We start from the raw sequence: 14480 nt of genomic DNA, 5'->3' as shown, positions 1-14480 counted from the left end.
TGTGGAGATCGATTGATCTCAGTTCCAGGTCCGGTCCTGGCGCTGGTACCTGGAGCGGCCGCCGTCCTCGGCGGGGGAGCGCTCGTGGCCCTGGCCTTGCGAGGCGCGCACGTCGTCGCGCTCGTGGACGCGGGTCGAGTATCCCTGCGGGATCTCGTCGCCCATGAAGCGGCCGAACCCGGGCCGGCGCTCCGGGCGATTGTAGATGCCGCCGTATCCGCCGCGTTCCTCGCTGCGACCGCGGTCCTCGCGCTCCTCGCCGCGGCCCTGGTATCCGCGACCGTGGTCGCCTCGAACGTCATGGTGGCCAGGGGCGTTTCTCTCGTCGCCGCCTCGATATCGATCCTGGTCCTCGCCGCGCCCGTAGCCGTGGCTGCGATGCTGATCCTCGCGGCCCAGGTGGTCGCCTCGTGTGTTGCCGCGGCCCTGGTAGCGCTCGCGGCCCTGGTAATCGTCTCGCCCGTAGTCGCGGCCCTGGTAGCGCTCGCGGCCCTGGTAGTCGTCTCGCGCATAGCCGCGGCCCTGATAGTCGTCTCGTGCATAGCCGCGGCCCTGATGGTCGTCTCGCGCATAGCCGCGGTCCCGGTCGTCGTCTCGCCCGTGGTCGTCGCCCTGGTAGCGCCGGCTCTGGCCCTCCTCGTCGCGGCCGCGGTCGTGGCGGCCGTAGGCGCCGCGGCCCTGGTCCTCGTCCGGTCCGGAGAAGCCGCGGCCCGCGTCGCGGCCGTAATAGCCGCGGTTCTCGTCGCGCCCTCGCTGCATGGAGCCGAACCCTCTTCGCTCGTCCTCGGCGCCCCGCCCGCTGAAGTGATCGTCACGCCCGCCGATCCGCTCCCACGAGGGGCTGTCCTGTCCGTAGGCGCGGCGCTGCTCGGGCTCGCGGTAGCGTTGCGCGCCGGCGCCACCCTGCTCTTGCCAGCGCCTCTCGGAGCCGCCGCGGTCGTCCCGTGCGTGCTGGCCGCCCGCCCTCCACGGGTCTCTGCCGTCTCCCCGCGCTTGCTGATCGTACGGCCGCGGCAGCTGGCCCAGCTCTGCCTGCCGGCTGCCGCCGCTCTGGTTCGCGTAGTTGCCGCGGCTGTACGACCCTCGCTCGAACGCGTCGCGGTCCCCCTCGTGACCGCGGAATCCGCGCTGATCGTCGTCCCGCGGCGCGCGCCACCGCTCGTCCCGGTGACGCCAGTCGTCGCGTGGCCCCTCGTCACGGAAATCCCGGCCCTCGTAGCGATCTCGTGCCATCTCGCTCTCCCTCCTCTGGGTGCTGGTGAACGACTCTCGAGCCTCACGAAGGCGGTCACCTCCGTGAGCAGCGGGCTCACCCGTTTCCACCCGTTTCCGCCCGTTCAGCAACCGACGTGCCCAGTTGAAACCCGGTCGAGAGCGCCGGCGCCCCGACAGACGGCCTCGCGGCCGGATCGCGCCGCCGCGCGACAATGCGCCACACGCTGGGGCAAGCTGTCACGCTGGCGCGGCTCGTGTCGTCGAGGACGAGCTCGCTGGGCCGGCCCAGCGGCCCAGCTCGGATCCGGGGCAGGGAAGCGGGGAACAGGGAAGCAGGGAAGATGAGCACCGCAGGCAGCGGCGCTCACCCGGCGCTCAGTAGCGCGTCTCGCAGGGGTGCTGATCGGCGAACGCCTTCACGGCGGTCTTGTTGGACGACCACGAGAAGTTCGGATCGGTGATCGACCACGAGAGGGCGCCCGCATACCCCATGTTGTAGAGGTCGCCGACGAACTTGTCGTAGCGCACGTCCATCTCGGCCATGTTGATGGGGAACTCGCCCATCACGACCGGCTTGTCCGTGAGGCCGTACTCGGAGAGGGGCTTGTTGTACGGGAAGTAGTCGTTGACCCAGCCGTACATGTGGACCTGGTAGAAGTCGACGTCCGAGCGCGTCCACGCCTGACCCCACTTGATGGCGGCGCTGCCGACGCTCACGGGCGCGCCGGTCTCTCCCCTCAGCACGGCGGCCGATTCCTTGGCGAGCGCTTCCATCTGCTGGTGTGTGACGAGATCGAACTTGCTGGAGTCCCCCTCGAACGCCGGGTCGCCGCCGTAGAGGCTCGGCCCGGTCATCGCCCACTCGGGCTCGTTGATGACGTCCCAGGCCAGCATCCGGTCGCGGTGCGGGCTCGACGCCACCGTCCGAGCGATGGGGCGGACGACGTTCTCGATGAGCTTGGCGCGCCGGCCCGCGTCCGCGACGATGGGCCCCATGCTCGCGACCGACAGGCCGTTCGGCGGGTTGTGCGATGTCTTGTAGAAGCCATCGAAGGAGAACAGCGTGAACATCACGTTGACCTGCGCCTGGTCCGCGAGCTCGAGCGCCGCCAGGATGTCCTGCGTCGAGGTGCCGCCGAGCCCGGTCGGGTTGCCCTGTCCATCGAAGTTGATCTGGTCCCCGTAGAAGCGGGGGTAGATCCACCAGCGGACCACGTCCACGCCGTTGGCGCGCATGTCCTGCAGGTCGGCGAGCACCTGGCTCTTCTTGCCCGAGATGCCCGCCTGGCTCCACTTGGACTGACCGCCGAAATCGGCGCCGAAGTCGCGCCAGGCGTAGTTCACGCCGTACATGAAGCGAAGGCGGCAGGCGATCTCGACCCCTGGCTCGAACGGACATTCGTCCTCGTCGGCGCCGGCGCATTCGCTGGGCTCTCCCCCGCTGCTGGTGCTGCTGCCGGCCACGGGATCGCCGCTGCCCGTGCTCGCGGGCCCGCCGGTGGGCTCGCCGGCGCCCGCGCCGGAGCCTGTGGATGTGCCGGCGCCCGCACCCGAGCCCGCCGGAGTGCCGGCGCCCGAGGAGTTGCTCCCGGCGGGGCCGCTGTCCCCCGCTTCGCCGCCGGCGCCGCCCTCGCCGCCGCCGTCCGATCCGTCGCCACAGCCGAATCCAGCCACGGAGAGCTGGAGAGCCCCGAAAAGAAGAAGCCAGTTGCGCATGCCCGATTATCACCAGAAACGCGCGCCGGACCAGCCCGAACTCTTAATCGGTTCAGTGACTCACTGCGCAACGTTCTGCTCTTGCTACAAGATCGTGGTCGCAGCGGCCCTGATGAAGATCACGTGAACTTCGAAGGGCACCCGCGGTATCGCTGCTTACCTGGACGGCCCGCGCGGCCTCGGGTGGATCCCCATGTACGCGGCCGCACTCTTCGCCGAGGGATCGTCCGGGTAGCGCTCGATGAGGTCTTCCGCGAGGCTGCGGGCCTGGCCGATCCGGTCCAGGCGCACGAGCGCCCGCACGCGGAGCAGGCCGCGCTCGGCGGCGCGGGGGCTGTCGCCGAAGTCGCGCGACGCCTCGTCGTCGAGCCGGAGCACCTCCTCGGGGTTGGTCGTCAAGGCGGCGCGCATGCGGTCGATGATGCTGGCCTCGGGGTCGGTGTCCGGCGCCGGCTCCGACTCCTGTGCTGCGGCGCTCACGGTGGCAGCGGCCGGCGGGGGAGCGGGGGGGACGACGGGCGCCTCATCGCGGCGCTGCGGCTGGCGGGCTGCGCGGGACTCGGCGCTCGGCGGGCGCGCGTTCGGCGCGGGGCGCTCGTCGCGATCCACGAAGAGGAAGGCCACCGCGGCGAGCGCGGCGACGGGAAGGCCGATGAGCAGCGCGCGGCGAGCGCCGGACGGTCGGGGGGCGTCCACGGCGGCGAACGTAGCGCGGAGGAGCGGCCGGCGGTAGCGGGCGGAGCGAGCGCAGAGCGAAGGAAGGGGAGAGCCGCCCAGGTGCGATGGCCGCCGCCGTCCGCGCGACGTTCCTCACGCGACTGGCGACCGACCAGCACGTCAGCGCCTCGACGCAGAGCCAGGCCCTCGCCGCCATCAACTTCCTCTACACCCACGTCCTAGCGCTCGCCCCTCGCGCAGCACCTCGATTTCACCCGAGCGAAGCGCCCCGCGCGCCTCGCTGCGGTGCTGTCGGCGGTGTTGGACAGGTCTACCCTGTGGCGCTGGGTGGCATTTGGGCCTTGCAGCGCAGCGCCGACACGTGAGATTTCTCGTGAGGGGGGCACAAAAGGCGACGAGCTGGACAGACCTGGTCTGCCGGCTTCGGTTGGCCAATCGATTGATAGTTAGCCGGACTTTCCCGATGGACGCTTGGTCAAGGTACGGATCCCCACTCTACCTGCTCCTTCTGCACGCGAATTTCCTCGACGAGCCGCCGGAGCGGCGGCATGCGTTCGCGCAGCAGTTCTTGGATGCGGCGACGTCTCTCCCCGAGCGCGAGCTCGGCTACTGGCTCAACGGATCGTGGCGCGAGCAGCTCACGGCGGCATGGATCATCGCGGCCCGTCGGCTCCCCGCGTTTCGAGGCGTGATCGGCGAGAGACTGCTCGCTAGCGCGACTTGCTATGCGGGACAGGGCTTCTCTGTCGCGACCGCGCGCTACCAGGATCTACCTGCATCCGATGCGCTGACACTCTATCTCCAGTCGTACTTGCCGGTCGGTGATCGCGAGTACGATCAAGAGTGGGCTGTGGGATCCTTGGTATGGCTCGACGCTCGCCTGGCCGCGAATCGCGCGGCGCCCTTTCTGAAGGCTCCTGAGATCTGGAGAGTGTCCGAGCACGGCCGGGAGTTGGGTGCCTTGGATCCAGGACGCGGCGTGGCGCGGGTAGCGCGTGCCATGGCCTTCCTGGACGACCTCGGCGCCAGCGAGGTCAGCTGATGCGCGCGCGAGTGGTCCGCTGGCCGCGCGTGCGCACGTCCCCTTCGGAGCGCCGCATCAGCCGTCAGTACACGGCCGTGAGCATGGGCAGCGCCTCGTACCGCAGGCCGATGTTTGACTTGATCGCGGGATCCTCGCTCTGGAATGTACGGAGCTCGGCTTCGTCGCGGACAGCAACGATGCCGACGCCCCATCCGCCCGCCGGGTCGGCGACCGGTCCGAAGGCGATCACGTGGCCCTCGGCGAGCTTGCCGCGCCAGTATTTGCCGTGCGCCTGCATGACCGCGCGCTCATCTGCCGTCATGTCCTGCATGAAGGTCGCGCGCGACGGGAGCAGCCGACAGAGAAAGAAGCGCGGCTCCGGTTGCGGTGCGACGTGGTTCGTGAGCCAACCCAAAACGCGCTCCCAACCTGTCGCGTGGCTCTCGCACGATGTCACACGAGCGCCAAATCCAGCGTGTCGGACAGTGAGGCGCGTACCCGTCTCGATGGAGTCGAGGAGATAGGAGACCGTCGTCGGGGGCGCGTCCGCATCCCATGACGGTTCCCATGTCTGGACGAGCCTTCGAGGCGGATCGAATTCGAGAACCTTGCCGCCGACATGGAATGGCTTCCCGTCTGCCCCCACGCCGTCGGTCCGCCAGGCCCCTCCGGCGCGAAGGTCGATCGTGAAGGCGGTCGTGCGATACATCTCCGCAGAACCCCACCACTTCGTCAGCTCGTCGGTCGTCAGCGCGCGGAAGACGCGCTCTGGCGGCGCGGCGATCTCGATGCGAGCGAGGATCGTCCCTTGCGCGACATCGGCGATCGAACGGGCTCGGGAGTTCTTGGCTGTCATGTATCCTCCAGGTAACGCTTCAGCGACTCGAGATTGCGACCCCAGAACGCGCGGTAGCCCTCGAGCCAAGCCATCGCCTTCTGCAGCGGCGCGGGTCGCAGCGTGTAGAGCCGCTCGCGCCCGACCTTCTCCTCGGTCACCAGCCGCGATGCCTTGAGCACGCGCAGGTGCTTCGAGATCGCGGGGCGGCTCTGAGAGAAGTCGGCCGCGATCTCGTTCACCGGGGCAGGACCCGCGCGCAAACGATCGAGGATCGCGCGACGGGTTGGATCGGCGATGACATAAAATACATCGATGTCGGCTTTCGCGGGCGACATATAGGTAACCAGTGGGTTACCAGTATCGCGGTGGCCTGAGCTTGTCAAGCGCTTCGAAAGCTCCCCGCACGCCGGTCGCCCGCCGCGCAACGTCGGCAGAGCTGCCCCCTGCTCCCGCACCAGCTCGCCTAGCTTGGATTTTCACAGAGATAGTTCGGCTAACAGCGCAACCAGTGGCCGCTCGCCCGGCATGATCGCTGATAATTGCGGCGCTGGCTCGATCGAGCTTGCGGACGGGCGGGCCAGTCAAGGCTGGCGCGGAAGCTGAACTGGTGCGCATACCGTCAAATGTACGATCGGTAAATCTTACCGATGCTCCAGGGCACTCTGGACGCCTGTCGCGCCGATCCACTACAAAATACGGTACAGGTGGCGCTTCTCTCCTGCCTGTTGGCGCCCGGCTCGACACGTGGCCCAGATGCCTTATGTAGCAGTGGGATTCTTCGTGATGGGCGCACCAGCTCGACTAACGGGCCCAACTCGCTTCTTCTTGGAACCCGGGAATCCGAGCAAGTTCGATACCGCCAGTACGAAGCGTTGCGCGACCAGTTCGTCGCGATGCCCGTCGTGGTCCCCTGGTAGGGACGGGTTTCGCTCCAGGTCGCGTTCCCCTGCCCGGCGTCAGATCGCCTTTGTGTTAACCGATCTTCTGCTGTGAAAATCCAGGCTAGCGCAACGACGTGCAGGTGCACGAAGCTACCGAGTGGGCTGTTGAATCGCTGCACGAGGGTCACAGAGCCCGTCTCGCCACCGATGATGCCCAGCGACTTCGCTTTCTGCTTTTGCCATCGTGCGATCTCCTCCACAAACAGGCGATTCTGCGCCGTCAGCGCGTCGGGGCGCAGCGAAAGCCATTCCATGGGTGCGTGTGGGGCTTTTGCCGAGGTTTTTCGGGCGGATGAAGTGATCCGTACAGTCGCACGATGATCGGGGAGTTCACCCAGGGTAGCTCGGTCGGGTCGGCCGGCTCTTGCTCGCCGCGGACAAGTTCGCAGAGATGGGCACGATGTACGGTCGGGACCACGTGTTACCGAGCCGACTGGCTTATGGCACCGCGCCCCGCCTCGATGATGGCCATCTCGCGGCCGTTCGGCAGGGCTCCGTCCGGCGACGGCCATTGCGGGTGTTGCCCCGACGTCGCACGGCGCGATGGGCATCCTGCCGGCCACCGTCCGTCGCGGCGAGGCGATGGCCATCGTGGACCTGACACGACTCGGCCCGCGAGGCCGACGAGCTTCGCGGGCTGAGCGCCGCCGTTTAGCCGAGCGACGAGGAGAGCGTGAGCGTCTCCGCGACGCGGGCCACCGCGTCGCGGTCGACCAGCTTGCGCTTCCGGCGGGCCGATTCGCGCATCGCCGCCGCGGCGAGGCGGTCAATCTCGCGCAGCGAGCCCGACGCGAGCTCATGCAGGGCGGCGAGCGACTCGCGCGAGAAGAGCTCGTGGTCCGCGCCGGCACCCTTCAGGCGGAAGGCCACGTACTCCACCGTGTCCTCCACCGTGGCTGGCTCGATCATAAAGCGGTGGTGGATGCGCGTGAGCAGCGAGCGGTGGGAGCGTAACGCCATGCGGCCCTCGAGCTCCGGCAGGCCAACAAGGAGGATCGACAGAAGAGCACGGCTGTCCCACTCGTGGTTCAACAGGATATGCAAATGCGCCATCATGTCCGGGTGCAGCAGATGGGCCTCGTCGAGCAGAAACACCGGATGCACCTGGTCTCTGCGCAACTCGTGGACGTGCCGCTCGACCGCGAGGAACAGGCTCGCGGCGCTCGAGGTCGGCTGCAGGCCGAGCGCATGGCAGAGGTAGCGGTAGAAGTCGCGCCGGCCGAGCGTCGCATTGTGGCAGTAGGTCAGGCGAAATCCAGCCTGTGGTAGCCGGTGCCGCAAGGCCCGAAGCACACACGTTTTGCCGACGCCCGGCTCACCGACGAGGAGCACGCTGGCGCGCTCAAGAAGCGCGGCTTCGAGATCGTCGACGAGCACCTGCTTCGACGTGGGCAACCACAGCTCGGCATCGTCGAGCTCCTTGGAGAAGGGGGCCGTGCGAAGGCCGAAGAAGCCGAGCTCAGAAGATCGCATCGAGATCCTCCTCGGTATCGACGTCGTCCGCGCCGGGCGCCAGAGCCGCATCGCGCGCGCTCTTCACGAGCAGGGCGCCGGCCGGGTCGAAGGCGACCGGCTGCCCCGCGGGCGACTCGCCGCTCTTCGTGACACGGCGTGGTGGCCGCTTGACGTGCGCGTTGTGTACCGGGTCGACGAGGCGAAGCGGGATGCGCTGCCCCTCGATCTCGACAACCGGGGCGAGAGGCTCGTCGAGCAGGCAGTAGGCGACGATCACGACACGGCCGGCGAGGTAGCCGTGATCGAGCTCGTAGAGCCGCCCTCGGACCGAAACGGTCGTGTCTCGGCGCACGCGCCGGCGCTGCCGCAGCGTGAGCGCTTCGCGCAGGCGAGCCTCGGAAAGGGCGTCGACCTCGCGCTGCCCGGGCGCGTACACGAGCCCGGGCGCGCGCCCCATCAGTCCGGCGTGCGGGGACGGATGGTAGTGGACGTCGACAAAGGCCTGAATACGAGAGGAGATGTCCTCCAGCGACGTGATCGAGCCCAGGTGGTCGAGCACGTTCTCTCGAAGCGTTCGCCAGAATCTCTCCATCTTGCCGCGCGCCTGCGGGTCGTAGGGGCGCGCATGAAGCAGGGTGATCCCGAGGCGCGAGCAGAAGAGGCGCAAGGCGTCGCCACGGTAGGTCGCACCGTTGTCCAGATACAGCGCGCTTGGAACGCCCTGGAGTCGGAGGGCGCGGACGAGCAGCCGCAACATGGTGTCTTCCTTCTCGTCGCTCTCGACCGAGATGGCGACGATGAAACGTGAGGCATCGTCGAGCAGGGCGTGGATTCGCACGGGGACCCTGCGCCCGGCGAGATGGAGTGTCGGGCCGTGGCAGACGTCGCCGTGCCAGAGCGCGTCTGGGTGGTCGGCTTGCCACTTGAGCCGAGTCGTCGGCCCCTTGCCGTCACGCTGCGGGATCTTGTCGAGCCCCTCTTGGCGGAAGAGGCGACGCACGGTCGAGGCGCTGACCGTGGCGCACAGGCGTCCGTCGGCGCGCAGCGTGCGCAGGATGAGCGGCACCGAGGCCGCCGGGTGTTCCCGCCGGATGTCGCACAGCAGTTGCCGCAGCACGGCATCGAGCTCGCGGCCGCGCCCGCGGTCGCTACGGGCGCGAGGGCGGAGACCTTCGAGCCCTCGCCGGCGATAGGCATAGAGCCAGCGCTCGAGGGTCGGCACCGAGAAGGAGCGCGTGCATGCGCCGCCGGGCGGGCGCAGGCGCTGGATCGAGAGGTCGCGTAGGGCTTCAGCGAGGTCGCCGTGCTCGAGATCACGAGCGCAGATGTGCCCGATGACGCCATGGCGGAAAATGGCGATTTCCTCCGAGTGATCTTTGGATTTGAGGATGTCCACGAACGGTCCTTTCCACGGGTGCGTTTCGACGACCCGTGTGGACCCAGTGCCTCATCTTGCCGCCGCCGTGCCCGATCCTATGTGGTGGAGTCGCCGGAGCCCGCGTTTGCCGGCAGATGGGCATCATGCTGCGAGCGCGGCGCCGCGGAACGCCAGGTGAGGGGCGCGCTCGCCCGCGTCGCCCCGGGGCGACAGCGCGACGAGCTGCATCGCCGTGCGCTCGGCGATCTGCACGCGGGTGCTCTCCGCGCCGTGACGTCCGAGCCGCGGGAACAGCTGTCCGCGGCGACTGGCCTCAATCCATCGCGACGGCGCGAGCCACCGCTCGGCGGCCGCGACGCCCACGATCGCGCAGCTGCAGACCTCGGCGCGGACAGTCGGCGTGGTCGCGCCGTCGAGTCCGACGCGAGCGAGCACCCAGCCGATCGCCGACGCGGTGTAGCGACGCCGGGGCAGCAGCCCGCGGGGCACCACGACCACGATCGCGCCGCAGGCGCTGCATCGATAGCGCCGGGCGTGCACCGTGACCAGCTGCGGAGCGCCACCGGCCTGGAGCGGGCCGTAGACCTGACGCTCGCGCAGGCCGTGGCCGCGCATCCTCAGCGGGCCGTCGACGGGCCGGCCGGCCGCGTCGCAACAGGGACAGCGCGCCGGCCGCAGGTAGTGAACCGCTGGCACCGCCGTCATCCAGCGCTTGATATCGACATCGGCTTGAACGATCCTGCATGAGCTCCGCTCCTGCACGGTGTTCGGAGCACGACGAGGGGAAGACGGGTCGCCACAACACGCATCCCCTCGTCGCCTATTTTGTGGCCGGCTCCGCGCCGCTGCTCCGCTCCATCGGCCCCGGCCTTACGTCAGCGGCGGCGCTGACGTGGTGCAAAGTGGAGTGATAATTTGTGACACGGCTCCGGAATGCATGAGGATCGAAGCGGCGAGACCGCGAGGCGGAGGTTTTTGTGAGAATTTTTGGTGGGTACGGGGAATGCAGAACGGCGAGCACCGGTCGACGGCGGAGGCTCTGCATCCACCCCGGCTCCCTCTCCCTGATCCGCACCGACTCCCTGATGGACGGGCACAGGCCACTCAGGAGATAGCCATCACGAACAGGGATCAATATCGGGGCGAACTCCACTACTGGGAGGGCGCGGTAATACCACGCCATGCAGGTCATCGAAGAGTCCGTCTCGGCCTACCGGGCGATGAGCGGGTGGTCGAAGGGGTAGCAAGGGAGTGCGGGGCTCCGCTTGGCCCGCTTCCGTGGATCCCCTGATAGGCGGAGCTCACGCCGGATCGACATGGATCTCCGCCCGGACCTCGGCGAGCGGACGCTCCAGGTACGGCTTGTGATCCCAGCCGTCGGAGAGATCCGTCGTGACCTTCGCGCCGCGCTCCACCGCGCCGAACACGCGCTCGGGCAGGTCGTCCTCGGCGAGAATGCCTCGCGTGTTGGGCTGAGGGAGCGGCGTCACGTTACAGGAGCATGAAGAACGGATTGTGCTTCTTGAAGCCGGCCTCGAACGCCGTGCTGCCAGACGGGCAGCAATGCCAAAACAGTAGCTCCGCGGCATCCTGAATCGCCTCAACGAGGGCAGGGCGCTGAGCTTGGCGACTCTGCCTCGTCGATGCGAAGCGCCCGTGCCCAAACATTCGACAGAGCTTGCTGCGCTCCGCCCTCCGGCCCGGCGCGGTTACTCCGCCGCGTAGTAGCAGACACCGAGGCTCGGCCTGCGCGCGACCGACGTATGTTCGCTTGCCCGAAAGTCGGTTCTGCCGCTCGTGTCCCGCAGCGCGATGCCGTGGTTCGCCTGAGCGTCGTCCACCCAGGCTTGGACGAGCGGCGCCACATCGACCGACACGGTCGCGTCCGCCTGCGCGAGCGTGGTGAGCGAGGCAAAGGCCGGCTCGTCGTACCCAGGTAAATTGGCTGCATTGAGGGTCGATTCGTCCCACGCGCCGCTCATCCGGTGCACCTCGACAACGCTGCTGCTCGACTTCCAGCTATGAGAGAGCGACAGGGACGCAGACGTGATGCGGGACCCGAGCGGGATGAACGACACATCGAAGGCAAGCGCCGCCAGCTGCGGTGCCTGCGCGTCCCATCTCGTGATGAGGTACGGATACGCGCCATACGCCCAGCCCGAGACCTGGGGCTGTACATGCGAGTCCTGTACGTTCCCATAGGTGCCCCGCTGCACGACCACGCACTCGAGGTCGCACGCGTTTCCAGCGCCGTCACCGTCTGAGTCGAGCTGGGTGGGGTTCGCCACGGTCGGGCAGTTGTCGCACGCGTCGAGGACGCCGTCCGCGTCCGTGTCGGCGGCGACCAGGGAGACATTGTCGAGGAAGGTGCCTTGGGTGCTCGGAATGCCATGATCTTCGAACTGCACGCGCGTGGTCGCGCCGGAGGCGATGACCGGATAGGTGTAATAGGCCCACGCAGCGCTGCCCGTAGAGAGGGTGTCGATCAATTGACCGTCCCAGACGACGGCGAGGACGTTCTCGTCCGGGCCGCTGCCGGGGCGCGCGGCGAAGGCAAACCTGAGCTGGTAGGTCGCGCCCGGGACCGTCGCAATCTCTTGATAGATGGCGCTGGGACCTTGGGCGTCGAGCTCCACATGCTGGTTGCCGCTCGCGGCGCCGCCCACAACATGATTTTGGACCTCGATCGCACCGTACGCCGCGCTCCAGCCAGGGATGGACGGCCGGGTGGCCCAGCTGCCCGACCACAGCGCCGGCGACTCGAAGCTTCCGTTCGTCACGCGGTTGCCGGTCGGCACGTCGCACGTCACGAGCGCAGCAGATTGTTCGCCCATCGCGTTGTCGAGCTCGTCGGTCGGGCCGCTCGCCGCTACGCAGCCGGAGGTCATGCAAGCCAATGCAAACGCAGGGACGATGGAATGGTGCGCCTTGATCTTCATTCGAGATCTCCTTCGTTAAGTCGCCGGGGTCGCGGGCACCTCGGCCTGCGACTCTCCGGCATTGGTTGGCACTTGGACGTGCGTGCCGGCCGTGCGATCTCATCGCCTCACCGATTTTTGCGGAGCTGAGCAGATCCCTGGCAAATACGCCCGTCGCCACGGGCTGAACGGCGCCGCCGCGTGCGGTCCGTGGGCGCTCCGAGCTGGCGGTCCGCGTGCCGTGGGTGGCGCCGCTGCCCGCCTCGACGCGGCGGCGCGCTCGCCACGCGCGCTCGCCACGACCGGGTGCTTGCACGCCTCGTAGGCCTCGCGCTCCTCGGGCGGGGGCTCAGCGGCTTGCGCGGTTCGTCAAAGCGCCGCCTGCGAGCCGCCGCGTATACCCTGGCGAAGGTGCCCTGGTGGACGTAGGGGGTCGTGCCGCCTGTCCAGTTGGGCGCCATCATGCCGGGCACCACGGGTGGCCGCCTGGAGAGGATAGGCATGTTGGGAACGTGGCGTCCGCAACCTCGTCCCCGCAGATCCTCGCAGGTGCCGACCGCACCGGTCCCACCGGTGACGTCGGCGCATCTCCGCCGTCGCCTGCGGGCGGTGGCACCGTGCTCGCTCGTGTCCAGGCGCTTCGCCCCGCTGCGCGGGCGCCTGCGGCGGCCCGGACACGAGCTGCGCGCGGTGCCTCACGTGAAACGTGGGCGACGGCGGAGGGGCGCTCCGCTGGGGGCTCGAGCTCGGGGCAGGTGGACCAGGCTGGCCGTGAGGGCGAGGTCGAGCCGAGCGAGCTCATGACAGCGAACCTGCGGAAGGGCTGGCGCCCTGCTTTCGTCGAGGCGAGCCTTGGATTGCAGAGCAAAACCCGCGCAAAGCCATTCCGACCTGTCAAGAATTTCCCGCCAACGACCGGCAGTTGACATAACGTCCAGAAAGTACGATCCACTGATCCGCCTACAAAAAACCAACAGATCCAACGAGGTCACTCGGCTGTGTAATATTGTCTACACCACGCTGAGCTCGTCCAAACGCCGTCACGCACGACCCCGCAGCGCACCGTGTCCGGCATCGACGGCTCCTCGGGCGGATCTCGCCACCCGGGCCTGCTCGAGAGCGTTCCGCCTGACGCGCGGCATGCCGGGTCGTCGTCTACATGTCGGCCCCGATCGGCGGGGCCTCGCTCCAGGTAGGGTCTCGCCCTCGCTTGACCGGCGGAGGGTCCACCGGCATGCCGAGGTGCTCGAGGAACTTCGTGATCGTGGCGCGCTCGGTGATCACGCAGAGGATGCGGATCCGCGCGTGACACTTTCGGCACCGAGTTACATCGATTTCGAGGGGATAGGACGAACAAGGGCGATCGCGGGGAGCAGGGGCAACGGCTGCGAAGTTGCACGAAGCGTGCTTCTAAGGATTTCGCTGTGCCCGAAGCGCCGGAACGCCGCGGGGCCGGTACGGCGGACGCAGGCCCGCCTTGGCTCTTCATGCCGTCGATCACCCGGACCATCCACGTCGATCACCGCTACATGGAGTGGGTGATGGACGCGGTGTCGGGCGCGGACGCGGTGCTCAAGGAGATGGGCGGCAAGCCGGCCATCGACTGAGCGCAGCCGCGGCGTCGCCGGCGCAAGTCACGCGCCGGCGTCGCCGGGCGAGCGCCGGCGCGTCATCGACTGAGCGCCGCTAGCCTGGATTTTTACAGCAGAAGATCGGTTAACACAAAGGCGATCTGACGCCGGGCAGGGGAACGCGACCTGGAGCGAAACTCGTCCCTACCAGGGGACCACGACGGGCATCGCAACGAACTGGTCGCGCAACGCTTCGTACTGGCGGTATCGAACTTGCTCGGGTTCCCGGGTTCCAAGAAGAAGCGAGTTGGGCCCGTTAATCGAGCTGGTGCGCCCATCACGAAAAATCCCACTGCTACATAAGGCATCTGGGCCACGTGTCGAGCCGGGCGCCAACAGGCAGGAGAGAAGCGCCACTTGTACCGTATTTTGTAGTGGATCGGCGCGACAGGCGTCCAGAGTGCCCTGGAGCATCGGTAAGATTTACCGATCGTACATTTGACGGTATGCGCACCAGTTCAGCTTCCGCGCCAGCCTTGACTGGCCCGCCCGTCCGCAAGCTCGAGCCAGCGCCGCAATTATCAGCGATCATGCCGGGCGAGCGGTCACTGGTTGCGCTGTTAGCCGAACTATCTCTGTAAAAATCCAGGCTAGAGCGACAAGCGGGTTGAAACTGCCTGGAAAGCGCAGAATTTCGAACCGCCAAGACGCCATGAGACGCCAAGATTTTTGTTTTTTTTTGGCGT

At 67.9% G+C, this 14480-nt stretch carries 14 protein-coding genes; 3 read left to right on the top strand and 11 right to left on the bottom strand.

Annotation, left to right across the window (positions count from 1 at the left end; genetic code table 11):
* Positions 1-18: 18 nt before the first annotated feature.
* The 3 genes from WME73_RS31895 to WME73_RS31885 all read right to left on the bottom strand — a co-directional run bounded on the left by WME73_RS31895 (position 19) and on the right by WME73_RS31885 (position 3627).
* Complete coding sequence (locus WME73_RS31895) at positions 19-1233, bottom strand: hypothetical protein (RefSeq protein ID WP_437911992.1); 1215 nt, start codon at positions 1231-1233, stop codon at positions 19-21.
* A gap of 357 nt (positions 1234-1590) precedes the next feature.
* Positions 1591-2931, bottom strand: a complete 1341-nt coding sequence (locus tag WME73_RS31890) for an endo-1,4-beta-glucanase (protein WP_437911991.1) — start codon at positions 2929-2931, stop codon at positions 1591-1593.
* Between the two features lie 156 nt (positions 2932-3087).
* Positions 3088-3627, bottom strand: coding sequence for a tetratricopeptide repeat protein (locus WME73_RS31885; RefSeq protein ID WP_437911990.1), 540 nt, complete (start codon positions 3625-3627; stop codon positions 3088-3090).
* An 86-nt stretch (positions 3628-3713) separates the two neighbouring features.
* Between WME73_RS31885 and WME73_RS31880 the strand changes: the two genes are divergently transcribed.
* Together WME73_RS31880 and WME73_RS31875 are read left to right on the top strand one after the other, a co-directional pair.
* Positions 3714-3974 (top strand): phage integrase N-terminal SAM-like domain-containing protein, encoded by a 261-nt coding sequence (locus WME73_RS31880; RefSeq protein ID WP_437911989.1) that lies wholly within the window; start codon positions 3714-3716, stop codon positions 3972-3974.
* A gap of 98 nt (positions 3975-4072) precedes the next feature.
* Entirely contained in the window at positions 4073-4651 is a 579-nt protein-coding gene (locus WME73_RS31875; protein WP_437911988.1) for a DUF6000 family protein, read from the top strand.
* A 64-nt stretch (positions 4652-4715) separates the two neighbouring features.
* Here the strand turns inward: WME73_RS31875 and WME73_RS31870 are convergent, their stop codons facing one another.
* The 8 genes from WME73_RS31870 to WME73_RS31835 all read right to left on the bottom strand — a co-directional run bounded on the left by WME73_RS31870 (position 4716) and on the right by WME73_RS31835 (position 13447).
* Positions 4716-5489: an SRPBCC domain-containing protein gene (locus WME73_RS31870; RefSeq protein WP_437911987.1), complete on the bottom strand. Its 774-nt coding sequence runs from the start codon at positions 5487-5489 to the stop codon at positions 4716-4718.
* Entirely contained in the window at positions 5486-5806 is a 321-nt protein-coding gene (locus WME73_RS31865) for an ArsR/SmtB family transcription factor (protein WP_437911986.1), read from the bottom strand. The genes WME73_RS31870 and WME73_RS31865 overlap by 4 nt, the downstream gene beginning before the upstream one ends.
* Positions 5807-7063: 1257 nt before the next feature.
* On the bottom strand, positions 7064-7807 hold the full coding sequence (locus WME73_RS31860; RefSeq protein ID WP_437911985.1) for an ExeA family protein: 744 nt from the start codon (positions 7805-7807) through the stop codon (positions 7064-7066).
* A gap of 64 nt (positions 7808-7871) precedes the next feature.
* Positions 7872-9263 (bottom strand): DDE-type integrase/transposase/recombinase, encoded by a 1392-nt coding sequence (locus WME73_RS31855; RefSeq protein ID WP_437911984.1) that lies wholly within the window; start codon positions 9261-9263, stop codon positions 7872-7874.
* A gap of 123 nt (positions 9264-9386) precedes the next feature.
* Entirely contained in the window at positions 9387-9950 is a 564-nt protein-coding gene (locus WME73_RS31850; protein WP_437911983.1) for a DUF6431 domain-containing protein, read from the bottom strand.
* A gap of 596 nt (positions 9951-10546) precedes the next feature.
* A complete protein-coding gene (locus WME73_RS31845) occupies positions 10547-10735 on the bottom strand; it encodes a hypothetical protein (RefSeq protein ID WP_437740119.1) in 189 nt (62 codons plus the stop codon).
* Positions 10736-10954: 219 nt separating this feature from the next.
* Positions 10955-12184 carry a DNRLRE domain-containing protein gene (locus WME73_RS31840; protein ID WP_437911982.1) on the bottom strand — a complete coding sequence of 410 codons (1230 nt, stop codon included), beginning with the start codon at positions 12182-12184 and terminating at the stop codon, positions 10955-10957.
* A gap of 1134 nt (positions 12185-13318) precedes the next feature.
* Positions 13319-13447 carry a hypothetical protein gene (locus WME73_RS31835; protein WP_437911981.1) on the bottom strand — a complete coding sequence of 43 codons (129 nt, stop codon included), beginning with the start codon at positions 13445-13447 and terminating at the stop codon, positions 13319-13321.
* Between the two features lie 203 nt (positions 13448-13650).
* Here WME73_RS31835 and WME73_RS31830 point away from each other — a divergent pair, with 203 nt between their 5' ends.
* On the top strand, positions 13651-13770 hold the full coding sequence (locus WME73_RS31830; RefSeq protein ID WP_437911980.1) for a S46 family peptidase: 120 nt from the start codon (positions 13651-13653) through the stop codon (positions 13768-13770).
* The last annotated feature ends 710 nt before the right edge of the window (positions 13771-14480 follow it).

Origin of the sequence: Sorangium sp. So ce302, from assembly GCF_051530145.1 — a bacterium.
Classification (GTDB): Bacteria; Myxococcota_A; Polyangia; order Polyangiales; family Polyangiaceae; genus Sorangium; species Sorangium cellulosum_B.
This window is presented reverse-complemented; position numbering and strand designations above follow the sequence as displayed.